Raw genomic sequence first — 18,710 nt, forward strand, 5'->3', positions numbered from 1 at the left:
GGTGCGGAGCGGGAGATGATGGTGATCACCGACGAGCAGAGGAGACGGACGATGAGAGTGATGCGCAGCGCAGGGCGACGAGCGGCAGCGGTGGCAGCGATGGCGCTGGCACTGGCGGGATGCGGGATGGGCGGAGACTCCTCTGACGCACAGCAGCCGCCCGAGGTTTCGACTATCGGGGCGGAGACCCCGACGCCGAGTCCCACGCCGACCGAGGAGTCTGCCTCGCCGGACGCCTCGGAGGACCCGTTCGCCGATGCCGCCCGCACCACCTCGTGGGCAAGCGATGAGGCGATGAAGATCGACAAGGACGGCAACGGGACGATTCCCGCCGCCTCCCTCGAAGCCGATCTCGTCGACCTCTTCGCGAACAAGTTCGATATGTCGGTCAAGGAGGCGAAGTGCGAGCAGGACATGACGGTGACGGACTGGTCCGGGTTCGAATCGTGCAATGTCGTCGATGAGGAGATGACCTATTTCGGAACCATCGAACTCATCGACCACAAGGACAACATGGTCGAGTACGAGGTGATGTTCCCCGGCATCGACAAGGACGACGTCGATTTCTGAGGCGGACCCTGTGGGCCCGGCCGATACCTACGCGGACCCGGTCGGCGTCCGCTCCGCATCCCACCAGTCGAGGACCCGCAGCGCCTGCGCCGTCACCCATTTCGACGGCTCTCCCGTCGGGGCATCGACGTGGACCCACACGTCTCCGGCTAGGCGGTGCCCCTGCAGCCACGTTCCATCGTCCTGTCGCTGCGCGCGGATGCGCTCGATCGCCTCGGCCAGGCGCGGGTCGGGAGCGGTGCCGTCTGTGAGGCCGGCATCGCGGAAGTAGTCGGCCGCGGCGAGGATGCTGTAGTAGGCCCGTCGCGGATGCGCCAGACTGAACGCGTTCATCGAGTACGGCTCGCCGTTCGACGCTCGCTTGAAGAGGCTCCTGACCAGCAGGTACTCCTCCCCCGCCGCGCGTGCGTCGGCGACTCGGGCGGAATCCCCCGTACGCTGCTGATAGTCGAGGAGGCCGACGAGGGCGTTGAGCGTCGAGTGGAAGGACGACCGGGTCGAACCGTTGACCCATTCGCAGTTCCACCCGCCGTCGGTCAGCTGGTGATCGAGGAACCATTCGACGATGCCGTCGACGTCGGCACCGAGCCAGAGGCCTTTCGACAGCGTCCACGAGTTGATGCAGACGTCGACCTCACCGCCCCAGTACGGCATCTCCTCGTACTCCCAGCGCACGGGCTCGAGCTTCTCCGCGGTCCCGGCGAGCACCGCGGCATCGACACCCCATTCGCGGAGGTCCTTGAGCGCCCACGTCGTCGCCGTCCACGGCTGCGGGCCCTCACCGCGGAATCCAGCGGGGAAGAAGGGGCCGCCTGCCCATTGGCCGTCGGCGTCCTGATGGGAGAGGAGTTCGGCACCGAACCCCTCGCTGGGCACCCGCGCCCTCGTCGCCTGCCATGTCTGCTCATCGGCGCCAAGGAGGTCGCGCTCGACCTGCCATCGCAGCGCCGGATCGGAGTCGAGGAGCCAGTCGGTCACGTTCGCAGCGATCATCGTCGATCCTCCGCCGAGGCGCCTGCGCGCCGGGACCCGGACCTCGGGTCCTGGGTCCGAGTCTAGGCGGGTGAGGAACCAGCGGGCCAGACCCCGTGGCGCGCGACCTCCTCGGCGAGGATCTGCGGCCAGGAGACGAGGTCGGTCGGGGTCTGGGCGACGGTGAGCCGGGACTCGGGCAGCAGCGCATGCAGGCCCTGTGCGGTCGCCAGCGGATGGGAGGGGTCGTTGACCCACGCGAGGATCCGCGTTGGAATCGCGTGCCCCTCGAGTCGTGCGGGATCGGGCAGGTCGCTGCCGGCGGCACCGCGCAGGACTGCGGGAAGGAGCGGCAGCGGCACCTCAGGTCGGGTGCTCGGCGCGTCGGCGAGCGTCGGCGGCTGCGGAGTTTGGGCACTGGCTGCGAGGTACTCATCGAAGCCGCCGCCCTCGATGAGATCCGCGGCCTGCCGATAGACCTCGGCCTTGGCCGGACGCGTCTCCCATGCAGTCGGGGGCACGACGAGGGTGAGTCCCGAGAAGCGGTCGGGGTCGAGGATGAGAGCGTGGAGGAGGGTGGCAGCGCCCATCGAGGGTCCGACGCCGTGGACCCGCTCCCCGGGGAAGTGGATGTCAAGGAGGGCGAGAAGGTCTTCGGCCAGGCTCGGCCACCGGTAGTCCTCGGCGACCGGCCGGCCCGTCGAGAGGCCGTGTCCGCGGGCGTCGTAGCGCAGCAGCCGGGTTCCGCTCAGCCCCACCCCGAGATCGAGCTGAAGCACCCTGTCGCGCGCCCGGGATGAGGTGAGTCCGTGGAGCTGGACGACGGGGGCGCCGCCTTCATCGGAGAGCTCCGCGGCGATGTCAGCACCATCGAGACGATGAATCACGTGCCCTCCCGGCTGTCGGCCCACTGCGGTGCCTCTCACGTTAGAGTAGCGGCATGCGTCTGACCAACGTGTCTCACCTGCGGCTGCCCTTCGGTCGTCTCTACGGCTACGACGTCGAGGCGGGTCCCCCCGAACGCCGGCTGCCGATCTCGTTCGACCAGCGCCGCCACGTCTCAGCGGGGTCGAGACCCGGCTCGTGGATGGCGCTGTCCCTGCAGCTGCCCGGCGACGTCGACCGCGACGACCTCGCGTCCGCGTGGTGGGCGGTGATGGAACGCCACGGCACGCTGCGGTCGGCCTTCTCCACCGACGAATCCGGTGAGCTCGCCCTCGGCGAGATCGCGCTCCTCTCCGGTCGCTGGCGCGAGCACCCCATCGCCCAGGGCCAGGCCGTCAACGACGCCCTGCGCGAGGTGCTCGATGAGGCGTGCACCCCCTTCGCCCGCCCGTCCCATCGTCTCTGCGTCCTCGAGACCGCTGCCGGATCGACGGTCATCATCGGCGCCGACCACGCCCACGTCGACATGTGGTCGATGCTCGTCATCGCCCGCGACCTCCTCTCGGCGCTGGCCGCGATCTCCTCCGGTGTCGCCCCGGCCCTCGACGCCGCCCCCGAGTTCGCCGAGCACACGGCTGCCCTGTCCGAGCCCGGTCCCCCGCCGCCCGAGGTGAGCAGGCGGTGGCGCGAGATCCTCGAGGCCGGTGACGGGTTCATGCCGCGCTTCCCCCTCCCCCTCGGTGAGGCCGCCGCCCACCTCGAACGCGTCGAGGTCCGCGATGTCTTCGACGTCCACTCCTCGGCCGCGTTCTCCGCGCAGGCGCGAGCCGACGGCGTCTCGACGCTCACCCTGGCGCTCTCGGCGATGGCGGAGGTCACCCGCACGGTCAGCGGTGCCCCGCTGCGCGCGGTCTTCCCCGTCCACAGCCGCTTCGAGGAGAAGTGGAACGACGCCGTCGGCTGGTTCATCACGAACTCCGTCCTCGAAGTCACCGATCCCGCCCCGCAGGCGACTTCCCGGTCGGTGCGCGAGGCCATCGAACTCGGTTCGCATCCCCTCGCCGAGGTGCTCGCCCCGTGGGGCGGCATGCCCGAGGCCCCGGGGATGTTCGCGATCTCGTGGCTCGACCTGCGCAGGCTTCCGGTCCGGATCGACTCGACGGGGCTCGACGCCCAGTACGTCGGGGCGACGATCCGCACCGACGGGGTGATGCTGTGGTTCATCCTCGACGAGAACGGTCTGCACCTGCGCTGCCGGTATCCTGACACCGAGGAGGCACGGGCGAACGTCGGCGGGTGGCTCGACGCCCTCGTCGCACGGATGCAGGACATCGCCGCCCACTCGGTCGGCGATGTCCTCGACGTCGACGGTGAGCAGTTCCGGGTCTCGCGAGCGAAGCGCGCCGATGTCCCCGCGATCCTCGACCTCCTCGGCGAGGAGATGCCGAGCACGGAGGTGCGCGACCGCCTCCACGCGGCGATCACCCGGGACCGCTCGCACTACCTCGCCGTCGTCCGGGACGCATCCGGTGCGGTGGTCGGGACGATGGAGCTCACCTTCGTTCCCGGGTTCTCCCAGGGCGGGACGCTGCGCCTCGAGGTCGCCGGCTTCCGCGCGATCACCTCCGACATCGGAGCGGCGATGCTCAGGTGGGTCCACGAGCAGGGGATCAACCGCGGCGCGGACCTCACCCAGATGACGACCGAGGTCGACCGCGAACTCGTCACCGACCTCGGCTACACCCCGGAACAGGGTCGTTTCGTCCTTCGTCTGAGTGACGACTCCGATGGCTGAGTCCGCACCCCGCCGAGGCGGTCCCCGGCTTCTCACCACGGGTCGCGGCCGGGGTGAGGCACCGCTGACGCTGAGGTCACCGCAGACCCGCCTCGAATCGCTGGCCACTCGCTTCGCAGTCGTCGCCTTCGTCCTCACCGCGATCGTCGTCGTCCTCGTCATGGCCGGACAACGGCTGCCGCTCGGCGGGGCCGACTCGCTCGGAGCCCTCGCAGCGTGGCCCGCCTCCGTCGCGTCCGGGCTCGGGTTCGCCCTCTCCTATCTGCGCAGCAGCAGACGGCCCGATCTCGCATGGCGGCGGAGGCTGCCATGGGTCAAGCGCATCATCGACCTCATCGCCCTGATCTCAGCGGTGGCAATGGTGGCGAGCATCATCGTCCACGCCGTCTTCCAGGTCTTCCAGCTCGGTTTCCGCGGGCTCACGGTCGATCCGCTCGGCGGCGCCGCACTCGCCGGGGCGGCCGCGGCGGCGTGCGCCTATTTCGCGGTGATCATCGCCGACGAGGTGACGAGTGTCGTCGTCGTGGGCCTCGTCGTCGCCGATCTGTTCCTCGGCACACTGGCGAGTATGATCCAGTCCCCGGAGGCCACGTGGTGGCAGTTCCACTTCTCCCGTCTGGGCAACGACACGGGAATCAACGGGTACCAGTTCAACATCTCGCTGCAGATCGCCGGCCTCCTGCTCACCACGCTCGCCAACCACATCGGGCACGACATCGCCCTGGGGCTGCGCCACCGCGGCATCCGCGACCCTCGCCGCATCACGATCCTCACCTGGGAATTCGCTGCCATCGGCATCTGCATGATCGTCGTCGGCTCGGTCCCCGACGCGGTGAACTTCCCCGTCCACGTCAGCGCCGGGGCGGGCATGGTCGTCTCCTTCCTCGCCTTCTTCCTCACGCTGCTCCGACTCGCGCCGGGTCTGCCGAAGGACTTCACCGTCACCTCGTTCGCGGTCGTCGCCGCGGTCGCCGCAGCCATCGTGCTCTGGGTGCCGGTGGGCTACTACAACCTCACCGGGATGGAGACCATGGCGGCCGGCGTGCTCTTCGCGTGGCTCTTCCTCCTCGCCCGCACGACCCAGGCGTACGCGGAGGCACCGACCACCGGCTGACCGCCACCGGCGACATCCCGACCCGTGGCGGACCCCCACCATCGGCACGCCCCGCCACCGTCGACCCCCGCCCACGGCTTCGATTCACTTTCCGCCGGATGCATCGGGTCGCGACCCGACCGATCCGGCGCAAACCGACTCGTCTGGTCCCGATCGCTCGGATCGCGAACCGACGACTCCCCTCGAATCGGACTCATCCCACCCGGATGCGCTCTCCGGTCTACAATCTCCTTCGGATCCTGTCCTTGAGAACTGGAGTGCTCCATGCCCGACTGGCTCGTCATCGTCCTCTCGATCGTCGCCGGTCTGCTCCTCCTCTGGGTCGCCCTCATCGCCGTCCTCTGGGTCCAGTCGCGCCGCATGGGTCGGTCGGTCGACTGGAAGGAGATCGTCCGCCTCGTCCCCGACGTGATGCGCCTGGTCAAACGCTTGGCGGCGGACCCGCGGACACCTCGGGGAACACGCTGGATGCTCGGCGGCCTGCTCGTCTACCTCGCGCTGCCGATCGATCTCGTCCCGGACTTCATCCCCGTCCTCGGCTACGCCGACGATGCCGTCGCGATCGCCCTCGTCCTCCGGTGGGCGATCGGCCATGCCGGTCTCGAAAGCGTCGAGCGGCACTGGCCCGGCACCGACGCGGGACTGCAGAGCCTGCTGACACTGACCGGTGCGGCGCGGCGCAACCGAAGGTGACACGCGCACGAAAAAGGCCCCTCCCTGATGGAACACCAGGTGAGGGGCCTATCGAGTAGCGCGGGGGAGGCTCGATCTCCCGACCTCACGATTATGAGTCGTGCGCTCTAACCAGCTGAGCTACCGCGCCTCGATCGCATGCGTCGCGTTTTCACGCGGCACGAGAGCCCCGAAAGGGAATCGAACCCTTGACCTTCTCCTTACCATGGAGATGCTCTGCCGACTGAGCTATCGGGGCAACAGGTAAGAATTTACACGGCTGAGCGCGACCGGGGCAAATCCGCTCCCGGTGACCTCACTCACAGACCGTCGTCCGCCGTCGCCACCGGCCTACTTCACCGGGTCGAAGCGCCCGGCGAGGAAGCCCTGGAGCCGTCCCGGATGGTTTGTGATGATGCCGTCGACCTGGGCGTCGAGGAGTTCACGCCATTCGTTCATCTCATCGACCGTCCATACGAACACGCCGAGGCCGTTGTCCCTGATCTCGGCGACGACGGACTTCCGCAGCGAGAATCCCCGGTACGACGGGTTGATCGCCACCGCGCCGAGGTTGCGCGCCGTGGCGATGTCCTCCGGCCGGGGCACCATCCGCAACAGGAACCGGGTGACCATGGGCAGCAGGTCCCGGCAGGTGGCGAGCGTGTCGGTGTTGAAGGCCTGGACGACCATGCGATCGGCCGTTCCGGTCTCGACGACGAGTTCGGAGATCCGCGCGACGGCGCCCGGCGACCACTCCCCCTTGAGCTCGAGGAGGAGCTCGCCCCCGCGATGCTGGATGTCGCGCATGACCGCGGCCAGAGTCGGCACCCGCACACCGGTGAACCCGGGCCCCATCCACGAACCCGCATCGACGAAGGAGAGCTCCTCGGCGGTGAGGCTGACGACGGGGCCCTTGCGGTTCGTCGTCCGGTCGAGGTCGGGGTCATGGATGATCACCGGCACCCCGTCGGCACTCGTCGACGCGTCGACCTCGATGAAGTCGACGCCGAGCGCTCGCGCGGCATCGACGGCCGCGAGGCTGTTCTCAGGGGCCACTGCCGAATAGCCGCGGTGGGCGATGACGAGCGGCCGGGTTCCCGACCCGGGACGCTCGGCGATGCCCCGCGCGCGCAGGAACTGGAGAAAGCTCATGCCTCCACCCTAATTCCCTGTCCGGACGAATCCGCCCAGCCCCTCAGGCGCACCCTTCGCAGGTCTCGCATCGTGGACGACTACGTCTGATGGGGCGAAACGGCGGAGTAGCCTACGGTGCAGTGAGTTGCTTCACACGCCCTGCTGTCGCCGGCGACTCGTTCCATCGCAGCCTGTCGAAAGGTCCGTCATGGAGGCTATCTTCGCCGCCACCATCCTTCTCGCCTTCATCGCTCTCGGCGAGTTGGTCTCCATCTGGTCGAAGGCGCGCATCCCGAGCCTCCTCGTCGCGATGCTCGGCGTCTTCATCTTCGCGAAGCTCGGCATCGTCCCGGAGTCCGTCGTCGACGACTCGATGCTCGTCCAGATCTACACGATCCTCGTCGCCCCGCTGCTCTTCCACATGGGCACGCTCATCCCGCTGCGGATCATGCTCAAGCAGTGGCGCTCGGTGATCATCGCGGTCTCCGGCATGCTCGTCGCCGTCCTCCTCATCCTCGCCGTTGTCGCTCCGCTCTTCGGGTTCGAGACCTTCGTCGCCGGTTCGGGACCGCTCGCCGGCGGCATCGTCGCCACCAGCCTCACCACCGAGGGACTGACCGCGGCGGGCGCCGCCTCGTCGATCATCGTCCTCCCCGCCCTCGTCCTCATGCTCCAGTCGCTGCCGTCGATGCCGCTGACGAACTTCCTCCTGCGCCGGTACGCGACGAAGCTGCGCGACAGCGGCGAACTCCACGAACTCGCCCTCGCCCACCACGAGGAGGAGGCTCAGGCGGCGACGAAGAAGAAGCTCGTCACCCTGCCGGGCTACCTCGTCGACAATCAGCTCTTCATGCTCTTCCTCGTCCTCGTCGGCGGTACGGTCGCGACCCTGCTCGCAATCCCCACCCACATCCCGTCCTCGATCCTCGCGCTCATCCTCGGCATCCTCGCCACCGCGATCGGGCTCTCCCCCGACAAGGCGATGGAGCGCTCGAATTCCTTCGGCATCGCCATGGCCGGTGTCATCGCGATCGTCATGGCCCCACTCGTCGCCGCCTCCGTCGACGACGTCATCCGCGCGTTCCTCCCGACGATCGCGATCCTCATCGTCGGCGGCGCGGGCATCGTCATCGGCGGATTCATCGCCACGAAGCTGCTCCGATGGAAGGCCCCGCTGGGCATGTCGGTGGCCCTGACCGCGATGTACGGCTTCCCCGCCGACTACCTGCTCACCAACGAGGTCGCCCGGTCGATCGCCCGTGACGACGACGAGAAGGAAGCCCTCCTCAACGTCATGCTCCCGCCGATGCTCGTCGGCGGATTCACCTCGGTGAGCGCCGGCTCCGTCGTCATCGCCAGCATCCTCGTCTCCCTGCTGTGAGCGATCTCCTCGCCGAGGCGGCCGACCTCCTCCCCGACCTCCAGACCCTGCGCCGCGACCTCCATGCCCACCCCGAGGTCGGCCTCGACCTGCCCCGCACCCAGGCGGCTGTGCTCGACGCGATCGCCGGTCTCGACGTCGAGGTGACGACGGGTGAGGGCACCACCTCGGTGGTCGCGGTGCTGCGCGGCTCCCACCCCGAGCGTCCGGCGCAGGCGCCCGCGGTCCTGCTCCGCGGTGACATGGATGCCCTGCCCGTCGCCGAGGCCACCGACGAGCCGTTCGCGGCGACGAACGGGAACATGCACGCGTGCGGGCACGACCTCCACACCGCCGGCCTCGTCGGGGCGATGCGACTGCTCGCGGCCCGACGGGCAGAGCTGGCCGGCGACGTCGTCTTCATGTTCCAGCCAGGCGAGGAGGGGTACAACGGGGCCTCGGTGATGATCGACGAGGGCGTCCTCGACGCCGCCGGATCCCGGGCCGTCGCCGCGTTCGGAGTCCACGTCCACGTCGGCGAGCGCGGGATCGTCTCGACGAGGCCAGGAACCCTGCAGGCCGGGTCGAACGTCCTGCGCATCACCGTCCGCGGGCGCGGCGGACATGGGTCACAGCCGACGAGCGCGGTCGATCCGGTGCCCGCCCTCGCTGAGATCGTCACCGCCCTGCAGACCATGGTCAGTCGCCGGATCGACGTCTTCGACCCGATCGCGTTGAGCGTGACCCAGCTGAGTGCCGGCGAGGCCGTCAACGTCATCCCCGCCGAGGCGTCGCTCGGGGCGACCGTGCGCACCCTGTCCGAGGAGTCCCTGGCCACCGTGCGGGATCGGTCGCGGCAGCTTGCCGAAGGCATCGCCGCAGCCCATGGATGCACCGCCGAGGTGGAGTTCGAGGTCCAGTACCCGGTGACGGTCAATGACGACGCTGAGACCGCGTGGGTGCTCGACGAGCTGCGGGACCTGCTTGGGCCCGAACGGGTCGAGGTGCTCGCGCATCCGATCATGCCGAGCGAGGACTTCTCCTTCGTCCTCGACCAGGTGCCGGGCACGTACATGATGATCGGGGCGAAGCGGAGCGACGTGCCCGAGGAGCGGCAGGGCGACAACCATTCGCCGTTCGTCGTCTTCGACGACTCCGTCCTCGCCGAGCAGGCCGTCGTGCTCGCCCATCTCGCGGCCCGGCGACTCGTCGCCGCTGCTCGCTCCTGACCTCGGGCGCCCCTCCCCGAGACCGGCGTCAGCGCCGTCGACGCCAGCGGTGCCACCACCGCGGCTTGGCGGCAGAGTCGGGTGCCGGCGTCGCATCACCGGGTTGCTCACCGGCTCCTTCCGCTGCCTCACGGGCGGCGACGCGGCGCGCACGCCAGGCGATCACCTCGGCGTCGATGTCACGGGGAGGGGTGAACACGGGAGGGCCGCCGCGCAGGTCCATGATCGCCTCCCGGACGCGGGCGTTGAACCCGGCGAGGTAGGCGCGGACATCAGATTCGCGAGCGAACTCATCGAGCGTGTCCTCGAGGACGGCGTTCTCCTTGCGCAGTTGGAAGGCTGCCGGAGCGACACCGCTGATGTCCTCGGAATCGAGCTTCTGCTTGATCCACCAGTCGGGATCCTCGGAGTTGTGGAGGCCGCGCAGCGGCTTGCCCATGCCGGGCAGGTCGTCGAAGTCGCCGCGCTTGATCGCGCGGTCGAGGGCGGATTCGACGATCTCGGTGCGATCGGAGAGTGAGTTGATCCGCCGAGGCGGTTCCTTCTTCTCCATGGTCCCTCCCCCCGCAGACGGTCGTCCTTCCACGTAGGGGCTGCACAGCGGTGTGACAACGTCACAGGGCCCGACGCTCAGCGTTTCCGCTGTGCGTCGGGCCCTGTGGTTCTGCGTGGCAGATGCAGGATTCGAACCTGCGAAGGCAATGCCGGCTGATTTACAGTCAGCTCCCTTTGGCCGCTCGGGCAATCTGCCGCAGTGCGCGCTCGAAGAGCACTCAAGAAGAATACTAGGCCCGTGACGCGATTGCCAACTCGGTTGACGCAGGTCACAGCAGGATCACTCGACTAGACTTCTGCGCAGAACAGACCGGCATCGCAATCTATGACAAAGGAGCGCACATGGCCAGCGAATCGTCATTCGATATCGTCAGCAAGGTCGATCGACAGGAGGCCGACAACGCCCTCAACCAGGCCGCGAAGGAGGTCGGCTCCCGCTACGACTTCCGCGGCACCGACGCCTCGATCGCGTGGAGCGGTGAAGCCGTGCTCATGAAGGCCAACAGCGAGGACCGTGTCAAGGCGATCCTCGACGTCTTCCAGTCCAAGCTCGTCAAGCGCGGCATCTCGCTCAAGTCCCTCGACGACGGCGACCCCTACCCCTCGGGCAAGGAGTACCGCATCGACGCCTCCCTCAAGGAGGGCATCGACAAGGACGAGGCGAAGAAGATCTCGAAGACCATCCGCGACGAGGGCCCCAAGGGCGTCAAGGCGCAGATCCAGGGGGACGAACTGCGCGTGAGCTCGAAGAAGCGGGACGACCTCCAGGAGGTCATCGCCCTCCTCAAGGGCAAGGACCTCGATGTCGACCTCCAGTTCACCAACTACCGCTGAACCACCGACACCCCACAGCGCCCGGCTCGCCCTCGTCGAGCCGGGCGCTGCCGTATATCCGGCCCACATCGGTCGACGCGGCAGATGACGGAATCCGTCGTCCCGTGACCTTCCGCGACCGACTGCGACCGGTGTGTGTCGGACCGTGACACCGATCATCGGCTTCCCCACCGCCTCGGCGAGGGGCTTGGCACGATGACGGCATGTCAACGACACTCACCCACGCCGACCCCACACTCGATTCGACCTTCCGGGACGTCGCCCAGCGACCCCCGATCGGTCCCTCCCTCACCGGCAGGCCACGGCTGCGCACATCCGCCTCGGCGCCGGAGAACGCCCTCGAGACCGACCTCGACGCCGAGCGCCCGCGCCGGCTCGCGCTCTCCTTCGAAGTCATCCCACCCCGCTCACAGGCCCAGGCGGCGACCCTGCCCGCGCTGCTCGCCGAACTCGACACCCTCGCACCCGACTATCTCGCGGTGACGAGCTCGGCGAAGAGCGGCTGGCTGCACGGCACCGCCGACTTCATCCGCCTCGTCACCGCCACCACGCACCTGCGCCCGCTCGCCCATCTCGCCTGCACCGCGGGCACCCGCGCCGAGCTGACCACGTGGATCCACCACCTCCTCGGCGTCGGGGTGCGCGGATTCCTCGCGATCCGCGGGGACTTCCCCGACGGTGCGACCGCGGTGCCCGACGGCCATCTCCCCCACGCCGACGCCCTCGTCCACCTGCTGCGCGAGATCGAATCCGCGAACACCGCCCGGCTCGCTGCGGGACGGCTCGGGATCGGGGTCGCCGCGTACCCGTCCGGGCATCCCGAATCCTCCGGTTCCGACGAGGACCTCGACGTGCTCGCGGCCAAGCAGCGCCTCGGCGCAGATTTCGCCATCACCCAGCTCTTCTTCGACCCGCGCGCGTACGCGGACCTGCGGCGCCGGGCGGAACTCGCGGGGATCACGATCCCCCTCATCCCCGGCGTCCTCCCCGTCACCGATCCGCGACGACTGCACACGATGAGCCGCCTCTCCGGTCTGGCCGTGCCCGATGACCTGCTCCGCCGCTTCGACGGCGCGGCGGATCCCGCGACCGCTCGCCGCATCGGCCTCGAGATGACCGCCGAGCACATCGCCGCGATCCTCGCCGGCGGCGCCGACGGACTCCACATCTACACGTTCAACGACCAGGCGACCACGCTCGACCTCCTCGAGATGCTCGACCGCCTGGGCATCCGCCTCGACTCGGCACCCGCCCCGGTGCCCGCGTCCGCCCCGCAACCGTCCTGACCGCCGCACAACCACGTCACCACCACCGAAGGAGAGACATGACCACCCCGTTCCCTGCCGCCACGATCACCGGCTACCCGCGCATCGGACGCCGCCGCGAACTCAAGACCGCACTCGAATCCCTCTGGGCCGGGCGCATCGACACCGGCGAGTTCGCACAGACGACCCGCTCCCTGCGGGTGCAGACCTACCACCGGCTGCGCGAACTCGGCCTCACCGAGGACTACGCGATCCCCGCGACCCACAGCCACTACGACCACGTCCTCGACACCGCGCTCACCGTCGGGCTCATCCCCTCGGCGACGACGGGCACGGACTTCGACCTCGGCGAGTACTTCGCCCTGGCCCGTGGCACGGCCGACCGCTCCCCGCTGGAGATGACGAAGTGGTTCGACACGAACTACCACTACCTCGTGCCCGAGCTCGAGGACGCGACGACGTTCAAGGCCCACCCCCAGCACCTGCTCACCCTCGTCTCCGAGGCGCGGACCGCCGGGCATCGCGTCCGGCCCGTCCTCGTCGGCCCTCTCACCCTCCTCACCCTGGCGAAGACGGCGCCCGGGACGGCGACCTCGCCGCTCGAGCGCCTCGACGAGCTCACCGCGGTCTACCTCGACGTCCTCAGCATCCTCTCCGCCGCCGGCGTCGAGTGGATCCAGCTCGACGAACCCGCCCTCGTCACCGACTCCGGGGAGTACTCCGATGAAGAGCTCGCCGAGGCGGCCGCCCGGACCTATGCGACGCTGACCTCGGCCCTCCCCCACTCCCGGCTCCTCGTCACCGCCCCGTACGGATCGCTGCGGGCGGGCCTGCCCGCGCTGGCGGACTCCGGGATCGGGGCGCTCGGCGTCGACCTCTCCCCGGCCGCCCGCACGCTCGATCCCGGGTACGTCGATCGCCTCGCCGAGGCGGTGCCGTCGTCCGTGCGCCTCGTCGCCGGCATCGTCGACGGCCGCAATGTGTGGGCGAACGACCTCACGGCGAGCCTGGAGACCCTGCGGTCGCTGCCGCAGCCCGAGGTGAGCGTGTCGACGTCGACGTCGCTGCTCCATGTCCCCCATACCGTCGCCGACGAACCCGCGCTTCCGGTCGATGTCGCGACCTGGCTCTCATTCGCCGAGGAGAAGGTCACCGAGGTCGAGGCGCTGGCCGCGGCGCTGTCCGAGGGAAGGCAGAGCCGTGAGAGTGCGTTCGCCCGCGCCGACCGGGCGCAGCGCACGAGGGCCGAATCGACGACGGTGCACAACCCTGCGGTGGCAGACCGCACCGCGGCGCTGCGCGACCATGATGGCAGGCGCGGCGCGTACGCCGACCGGCTCGCCGCGCAGGCGAGCCTCGACCTGCCGGTGCTGCCGACGACGACGATCGGGTCGTTCCCGCAGACGCGTGAGGTCCGGCGTGCCCGCGCCGACCATCGTGCCGGACGGATCGACGACGCCGGGTACGAGGCGATCATGCGCGCCGAGATCGACCGCGTCGTCGCCCTCCAGGAGGGCATCGGCCTCGATGTCGTCGTCCACGGCGAACCCGAGCGCAACGACATGGTCCAGTACTTCGCCGAGCACCTCGACGGCTTCGCGACGACGGAGAACGGCTGGGTCCAGTCGTACGGATCCCGGTGCGTCCGGCCGCCGATCCTCTACGGCGACGTCTCGCGTCCCACCCCGATCACCGTCGGCTGGTCGACGTATGCCGCCTCGCGCACCGAACTCCCGGTCAAGGGCATGCTCACCGGCCCAGTGACGATCCTCGCGTGGTCGTTCGCCCGGGAGGACATCAGCCTCGCCGAGTCCGCCGATCAGATCGCCCTGGCACTCGCCGACGAGGTCGCCGACCTCGAGGAGGCGGGCATCGGGATCATCCAGATCGACGAACCCGCGCTGCGCGAGCTCCTCCCGCTGCGCCGCGTCGACCGGCCCGCCTACCTCGACTGGTCCGTGCGGGCGTTCCGCCTCGTCGCGGCGAATGCGGCACTGGCGACGCAGATCCACACGCACCTGTGCTATTCGGAGTTCGGAGAGATCATCGAGGCGATCGACGCCCTCGACGCCGACGTCACGAGCATCGAGGCGGCACGGTCCCGGATGGAGGTGCTCGCCGACATCTCCGAGGCGGACTTCGACCGCGGCATCGGTCCGGGCGTCTATGACATCCACTCGCCGCGGGTGCCGAGCGTCGCGGAGCTCACCGAACTCGTCGACTCGGCCCTGCAGAGCGTCGATGCGAGCCGCCTGTGGATCAATCCCGACTGCGGACTCAAGACCCGTGGCTACGCCGAGGTCGAGGCGGCCCTGGCGAACCTCGTCACCGCCCGGGATGCGGCGCTGGCGAGGATCGGTGCGGCTCAGCCGACTGCCGTGTAGGTCTGTTTCAGGGCGTGGGTCGCGATTCCGGCAGCTGCCAGCAGCCGGTCGCGGCCCACTCCCTGGTTCGACTGGGCTGAGAGACCGTGCCAGACGGCTTGGACGGCGTCGGCCAGCGCTGTCGGGGAGGAGCCGGCGACGAGCTCTCCGGCAGCCAGCCCCCGGGCGAATCGCTCTTCGAGCAGACGCGCGCCCTCTTCCTGCATGGCGGCGATGTGTCCGGCAGCCTCGATGGTCTCGGCCGAATCCGTCATGATCGCACTGGTGACCATGCACCCCGGATGCTCCGCGGGGTCCTGGGTGAATTCGATGACCGACTCGCGCAGCAGCTCGTCGACGACCTCGCCGATGGAATCGGCAGCGACGGCGCTGCGGTAGATCTCGGCGTACCGGTCCGCGTAGACCTCCACCGCCTCGGCGAAGAGACCCGCCTTGCTGCCGAACGCCGAGTAGAGGCTCGAGCTTGAGATCCCGATCGCCGCGGTCAGGGCCCGCGTCGACGTTCCGCTGTAGCCGCGCCGCCAGAACAGGCGAGCAGCCTCGAGCAGTGCGTGCTCTCGATCGAATTCAGGTGGCCGTCCGCGGATCATCCTTGAATTCTAGAGCAGATGCTTCATAATCAATTTATGGAGCAGATGATTCAGAAAGAGATGCGGCTGCCTGACGGCGGACGCATCGTCGTCGACGTCTACGCCGATCGGCCCCACACACGGGCGTCGGCGAGGACGCTCGTCGTCCTCCCCGGGGTGATGAGCGATTCCCATGCGTGGCGGAGGTTCGCCGCGGCGCTGCGGTCGTGGCCGGTCGTCGCGGTGATCAATCGTCGCGGGCGACCGCCGTCGACGCCTCTGCCCTCGCCGCATTCGATCGCCGCTGAGGTGGCCGACCTCGACGCGGTCCTCGATGAGTTCGGGGCCCGGCGGGTCTTCGCGTGGAGCTTCGGCGGACTCGTCGCCCTCCACAGCGCGAACGAGCGCAGCCTCGACCACCTCATCGCCTACGAGCCCGTGATGGCACCGTTCGGTGCCCCGGCCCTGCCGTCACTCGAGCGCGCCCACGCTGCCGCCGACTGGGATGCATCCGTCGAGATCGTCAACCGCGACATCTCGGGATTCGACGATGAGCACATCGCCCGACTGCGCGCTGATCCTCGCGCATGGGAGAGACTCCGCACCCTTGCTCGCCCCCTCTCCCCCGAAGTCCTCGCAATCGGCACCGCCCCAGTGCCGGAGGAATTCGCCCAGCGGGCCGAGAGGATCGATCTCATCGTCGGCGGGGACAACCTCGGCGAGGCACCCTACGGGACGACGGTGGACGATGTGCTTGCCCGCACGCCGCGTTCTCGAGTCCATACCCTGCCCGGTCAGGGGCACATGGCCCATCTCGAGGACCCGGACGGGCTCGCTGCCCTCGTCGACCGGCTCGCCTGAGCCTCAGCCGGCCTGGGATTCTCCGGTGTCCCCGGCGAGGGCGATGGGGATGTAGTAGAGGCCCTTGGAGTCCTCTTCGACGGTGGCGCGGAGGCGATCGTCGACGGAGACGAAGTCGCTGACCTTGATCGTGCCCTTCTCACCGCTGAGCTCCCGGACGGCGAACGCGGGGATCAGTCCCTGGCGGCCGGCGGCATCGACGGCGAGGGCGTATTTCGGTCCGGTCGCGCGGACGCGGACATCGATGGCCGCACGCTCGACGACTGCGGCGATGAGGTCCGGCTCCGGTTCGGGATTCGTCAGGGCCGAGAGTTCAACGGCCAGGGTGTCGGCCATCTCGTCGACGGTGGCGAGCATATTCGCCATCGCGCGGGCGAACTCGCCGTGGAGCTCACTGGGCTTCATCGCCGCGCCGGGCTTGTACATGTCCTCATGCGTGAGCTCGCCCCACGCGTCCTGGAGTCGGGTCTTCACCTGGATCTCGGCGAACACCGGCTCGCCGTGATCGCCGGGGATGCGCAGCGTGACATGGCAGGCCCGGTAGCCGCTGGGCTTGGGCCGGTCGACGTAGTTCTTCTCCTCGATGAGGACGAACGACCCCAGCTGTTCGGGGTCCCGCAGGGAGTCGAACATCATCTTCTGATCACGCGGGGATTTGCAGAGGACCTTGACGCCGACGATGTCCCTGATCTGGTCCTCGACGTCTTCCGCCGAGGTGACCGTGATGTCCGGTTCGGCGGCGACCTTCTCAGCGAGCTTGGCCAGGGTCCGTGCCGGATCCTTGATCCGGTGACCGTCGACGTCGAGGCGGGAGATGTCCTTGTCCTTGAGCAGGCCCCGCTGCTGCTCCTTGAGCCAGGCCTTGATCCGCGTCGCCGTCGCCTCCCACACGTCGTACCGCTGGGCGTAGGCGGCATCGACGTGTCGACGGAGGTCGGAATCGGCGTTCACGATGAGAGGTTCGGTGACGGCGGCTCAGTGACCGGAGACCGGCGCCGAGGCGGTTGCGGCGTGGTCGCGGGCGGCGGCGAGCATCCCCTCACGGGTGGCGATCTTCACCCGTTCACGGCCCTCGAGCGCTCCGGCGGCCCGTTCGGCGGCATCGAGGCGGTGGTAGCCCTGCCAGTCGACGAACTCGACGCCCTTGGACTCCAGCAGTTCGACGATCGAGTCCTCGGCGGGAGCGACCGGCTCGGCCAGTACACCGGCGGCGCGGTCGGCGAGGATGTGAGTGATCGTCTCGAGGGCATCACCCTTCGTGTGACCGATCAGGCCGACCGGGCCCCGCTTGATCCACCCGGTGCTGTAGACGCCGGCGACGACATCGGACTCGGCCGCCTCACTCTGATCCACGGCGTCGACGACGCGACCCTCATGGTTCGGGATCACCCCGCGGCGCGGATCGAAGGGCAGCTGCGGCAGTGCGGAGCCGGCATAGCCGACGGCGCGGTAGACCGCCTGTACCGGCCAGTCCACGAACTCGCCCGTGCCGCGGACGTTGCCCGTCCCGTCGAGCTCCTGACGCTCCGTGCGCAGACCTTCGACCTTCCCATCGCCGAGGATCTCCGCGGGGGCATGGAGGAAGTGCAGATGCAGCCGACGCTTGGCTCCGGTGGGTTCGCGCATCGTGAAATCGGTCAGCGTCTTCGCCACCTGCTTGACCTGATTCGATGACTCGATCGCCTCCATCGACCCCTCATCGAACTCGAAGTCCTCCGGGTAGACGATGACATCGACGTCGGCGACATGGCCCAGCTCCCGCAGCTCGAGCGGGGTGAACTTCGCCTGCGCGGGGCCCCTGCGCCCGAAGACATGGACGTCGGTGACCTTCGAGGACTTCAGACCCTCATACACATGATCGGGGATCTCCGTGACCTGCATGTCATCGGCCTGCTTGGCAAGCACGCGCGCGACGTCGAGTGCGACGTTGCCGTTGCCGATGACCGCAACCTGCTCAGCCTCAAGCGGCCAGTCCTGGCTCACATCGGGGTGCGCGTCGTACCAGTTGACGAAGTCCGCGGCACCGTAGGAACCGGGGAGGTCGACGCCGGGGATGTCCAGCGAGGCATCGACGAAGCAGCCGGTGGAGAAGATCACGGCGTCGTAGCGATCGGTGAGCTCGTCCAGGGTGATGTCGACTCCGTAGTCGACGTTGGAGAACATCCGGATGTCTCCCCGGTCGAGGACCTTGATCAGGGCGTTGATGATGCCCTTGATCCTGGGGTGATCCGGAGCCACCCCGTAGCGGACCAGACCGAACGGGGTTGGGAGTCGCTCGAAGAGATCGATGCTGACCTCGAAATCACGCTCAGCCTTCGTCAACAGATCAGCCGCATAGATCCCAGCGGGACCGGCACCGACAATAGCCACACGGAAAGGACGGGTCATTCTCACACCTCTCTAGACAATCGAGGTCAATTCTATCGCCGATGTAGGTATCCCTAACACAGACGTGACGAAACTCGCACCGGCCCGTCAGTCCCAATGAGCGCTCTGCGTCCCGCGTGGCAG

General features: G+C 68.7%; 17 protein-coding genes and 3 tRNA genes. 10 read left to right on the forward strand and 10 right to left on the reverse strand.

The genetic code is table 11. The annotated features are described in order from the left end of the window. The first annotated feature begins 51 nt into the window (after positions 1–51). On the forward strand, positions 52–570 hold the full coding sequence (locus AACX88_RS12095) for a hypothetical protein (RefSeq protein ID WP_339393222.1): 519 nt from the start codon (positions 52–54) through the stop codon (positions 568–570). A 27-nt stretch (positions 571–597) separates the two neighbouring features. Here the strand turns inward: AACX88_RS12095 and AACX88_RS12100 are convergent, their stop codons facing one another. Together AACX88_RS12100 and AACX88_RS12105 are read right to left on the reverse strand one after the other, a co-directional pair. Further along, positions 598–1,563 carry a squalene cyclase gene (locus AACX88_RS12100; RefSeq protein ID WP_131248324.1) on the reverse strand — a complete coding sequence of 322 codons (966 nt, stop codon included), beginning with the start codon at positions 1,561–1,563 and terminating at the stop codon, positions 598–600. Between the two features lie 62 nt (positions 1,564–1,625). Next, positions 1,626–2,429 (reverse strand): alpha/beta fold hydrolase, encoded by an 804-nt coding sequence (locus AACX88_RS12105; RefSeq protein ID WP_131248325.1) that lies wholly within the window; start codon positions 2,427–2,429, stop codon positions 1,626–1,628. A gap of 53 nt (positions 2,430–2,482) precedes the next feature. On the opposite strand from AACX88_RS12105, the gene AACX88_RS12110 reads away from it, so the two are divergent. The 3 genes from AACX88_RS12110 to AACX88_RS12120 all read left to right on the forward strand — a co-directional run bounded on the left by AACX88_RS12110 (position 2,483) and on the right by AACX88_RS12120 (position 6,029). Further along, positions 2,483–4,222 (forward strand): condensation domain-containing protein, encoded by a 1,740-nt coding sequence (locus AACX88_RS12110; protein ID WP_063249200.1) that lies wholly within the window; start codon positions 2,483–2,485, stop codon positions 4,220–4,222. Beyond that, positions 4,215–5,336, forward strand: a complete 1,122-nt coding sequence (locus tag AACX88_RS12115; protein ID WP_131248326.1) for a DUF998 domain-containing protein — start codon at positions 4,215–4,217, stop codon at positions 5,334–5,336. The genes AACX88_RS12110 and AACX88_RS12115 overlap by 8 nt, the downstream gene beginning before the upstream one ends. A gap of 264 nt (positions 5,337–5,600) precedes the next feature. Next, positions 5,601–6,029 (forward strand): DUF1232 domain-containing protein, encoded by a 429-nt coding sequence (locus AACX88_RS12120; RefSeq protein WP_131248327.1) that lies wholly within the window; start codon positions 5,601–5,603, stop codon positions 6,027–6,029. A gap of 56 nt (positions 6,030–6,085) precedes the next feature. Here AACX88_RS12120 and AACX88_RS12125 read toward each other — a convergent pair. The 3 genes from AACX88_RS12125 to AACX88_RS12135 form a co-directional block, all read right to left on the reverse strand. Then, a tRNA-Met gene (locus AACX88_RS12125) sits at positions 6,086–6,159 on the reverse strand. 35 nt (positions 6,160–6,194) lie between these two features. After that, positions 6,195–6,267 (reverse strand) — tRNA-Thr (locus AACX88_RS12130). A gap of 92 nt (positions 6,268–6,359) precedes the next feature. Further along, a complete protein-coding gene (locus AACX88_RS12135) occupies positions 6,360–7,160 on the reverse strand; it encodes a glycerophosphodiester phosphodiesterase family protein (RefSeq protein ID WP_131248328.1) in 801 nt (266 codons plus the stop codon). A 190-nt stretch (positions 7,161–7,350) separates the two neighbouring features. Here AACX88_RS12135 and AACX88_RS12140 point away from each other — a divergent pair, with 190 nt between their 5' ends. Continuing rightward, a complete protein-coding gene (locus AACX88_RS12140; protein WP_095376748.1) occupies positions 7,351–8,523 on the forward strand; it encodes a hypothetical protein in 1,173 nt (390 codons plus the stop codon). Beyond that, entirely contained in the window at positions 8,520–9,731 is a 1,212-nt protein-coding gene (locus AACX88_RS12145; protein ID WP_131248329.1) for an amidohydrolase, read from the forward strand. The genes AACX88_RS12140 and AACX88_RS12145 overlap by 4 nt, the downstream gene beginning before the upstream one ends. A 28-nt stretch (positions 9,732–9,759) precedes the next feature. Here the strand turns inward: AACX88_RS12145 and AACX88_RS12150 are convergent, their stop codons facing one another. Together AACX88_RS12150 and AACX88_RS12155 are read right to left on the reverse strand one after the other, a co-directional pair. Further along, a complete protein-coding gene (locus AACX88_RS12150) occupies positions 9,760–10,284 on the reverse strand; it encodes a DnaJ family domain-containing protein (RefSeq protein WP_063249204.1) in 525 nt (174 codons plus the stop codon). 116 nt (positions 10,285–10,400) lie between these two features. Then, positions 10,401–10,482: transfer RNA gene (locus tag AACX88_RS12155), tRNA-Tyr, on the reverse strand. 146 nt (positions 10,483–10,628) lie between these two features. Between AACX88_RS12155 and AACX88_RS12160 the strand changes: the two genes are divergently transcribed. The 3 genes from AACX88_RS12160 (at position 10,629) to metE (ending at position 14,769) form a co-directional block, all read left to right on the forward strand. Further along, positions 10,629–11,120, forward strand: coding sequence for a YajQ family cyclic di-GMP-binding protein (locus AACX88_RS12160; protein WP_009379069.1), 492 nt, complete (start codon positions 10,629–10,631; stop codon positions 11,118–11,120). Positions 11,121–11,323: 203 nt separating this feature from the next. After that, entirely contained in the window at positions 11,324–12,406 is a 1,083-nt protein-coding gene (locus tag AACX88_RS12165) for a methylenetetrahydrofolate reductase (RefSeq protein ID WP_009379067.1), read from the forward strand. Between the two features lie 38 nt (positions 12,407–12,444). Further along, positions 12,445–14,769 (forward strand): 5-methyltetrahydropteroyltriglutamate--homocysteine S-methyltransferase, encoded by a 2,325-nt coding sequence (gene metE / locus AACX88_RS12170; RefSeq protein ID WP_009379065.1) that lies wholly within the window; start codon positions 12,445–12,447, stop codon positions 14,767–14,769. Here the strand turns inward: metE and AACX88_RS12175 are convergent. Beyond that, positions 14,751–15,359, reverse strand: coding sequence for a TetR/AcrR family transcriptional regulator (locus tag AACX88_RS12175; RefSeq protein ID WP_009379063.1), 609 nt, complete (start codon positions 15,357–15,359; stop codon positions 14,751–14,753). The two genes, metE and AACX88_RS12175, sit on opposite strands and share 19 nt — an antisense overlap. A gap of 45 nt (positions 15,360–15,404) precedes the next feature. On the opposite strand from AACX88_RS12175, the gene AACX88_RS12180 reads away from it, so the two are divergent. Beyond that, positions 15,405–16,199 carry an alpha/beta fold hydrolase gene (locus AACX88_RS12180; protein ID WP_231882176.1) on the forward strand — a complete coding sequence of 265 codons (795 nt, stop codon included), beginning with the start codon at positions 15,405–15,407 and terminating at the stop codon, positions 16,197–16,199. A gap of 3 nt (positions 16,200–16,202) precedes the next feature. Here AACX88_RS12180 and AACX88_RS12185 read toward each other — a convergent pair whose 3' ends face one another. Beyond that, positions 16,203–17,150 (reverse strand): GTP pyrophosphokinase, encoded by a 948-nt coding sequence (locus AACX88_RS12185; RefSeq protein WP_063249220.1) that lies wholly within the window; start codon positions 17,148–17,150, stop codon positions 16,203–16,205. Between the two features lie 24 nt (positions 17,151–17,174). Beyond that, positions 17,175–18,587 (reverse strand): FAD-dependent oxidoreductase, encoded by a 1,413-nt coding sequence (locus AACX88_RS12190; RefSeq protein ID WP_131248330.1) that lies wholly within the window; start codon positions 18,585–18,587, stop codon positions 17,175–17,177. Positions 18,588–18,710 lie beyond the last annotated feature (123 nt).

It is taken from the genome of Brevibacterium metallidurans (genome assembly GCF_037101285.1).
Lineage (GTDB): Bacteria > Actinomycetota > Actinomycetes > Actinomycetales > Brevibacteriaceae > Brevibacterium > Brevibacterium metallidurans.

Coding starts and splice junctions, on each gene's coding strand:
- AACX88_RS12110 (WP_063249200.1), top strand. CDS start 2,483: ATGCGTCTGACCAACGTGTCTCACCTGCGGCTGCCCTTCGGTCGTCTC.
- AACX88_RS12165 (WP_009379067.1), top strand. CDS start 11,324: ATGTCAACGACACTCACCCACGCCGACCCCACACTCGATTCGACCTTC.
- AACX88_RS12190 (WP_131248330.1), bottom strand. CDS start 18,587: ATGACCCGTCCTTTCCGTGTGGCTATTGTCGGTGCCGGTCCCGCTGGG.
- AACX88_RS12180 (WP_231882176.1), top strand. CDS start 15,405: ATGATTCAGAAAGAGATGCGGCTGCCTGACGGCGGACGCATCGTCGTC.
- AACX88_RS12175 (WP_009379063.1), bottom strand. CDS start 15,359: ATGATCCGCGGACGGCCACCTGAATTCGATCGAGAGCACGCACTGCTC.
- AACX88_RS12135 (WP_131248328.1), bottom strand. CDS start 7,160: ATGAGCTTTCTCCAGTTCCTGCGCGCGCGGGGCATCGCCGAGCGTCCC.
- AACX88_RS12100 (WP_131248324.1), bottom strand. CDS start 1,563: ATGATCGCTGCGAACGTGACCGACTGGCTCCTCGACTCCGATCCGGCG.
- AACX88_RS12140 (WP_095376748.1), top strand. CDS start 7,351: ATGGAGGCTATCTTCGCCGCCACCATCCTTCTCGCCTTCATCGCTCTC.
- AACX88_RS12150 (WP_063249204.1), bottom strand. CDS start 10,284: ATGGAGAAGAAGGAACCGCCTCGGCGGATCAACTCACTCTCCGATCGC.
- metE (WP_009379065.1), top strand. CDS start 12,445: ATGACCACCCCGTTCCCTGCCGCCACGATCACCGGCTACCCGCGCATC.
- AACX88_RS12120 (WP_131248327.1), top strand. CDS start 5,601: ATGCCCGACTGGCTCGTCATCGTCCTCTCGATCGTCGCCGGTCTGCTC.
- AACX88_RS12160 (WP_009379069.1), top strand. CDS start 10,629: ATGGCCAGCGAATCGTCATTCGATATCGTCAGCAAGGTCGATCGACAG.
- AACX88_RS12095 (WP_339393222.1), top strand. CDS start 52: ATGAGAGTGATGCGCAGCGCAGGGCGACGAGCGGCAGCGGTGGCAGCG.
- AACX88_RS12115 (WP_131248326.1), top strand. CDS start 4,215: ATGGCTGAGTCCGCACCCCGCCGAGGCGGTCCCCGGCTTCTCACCACG.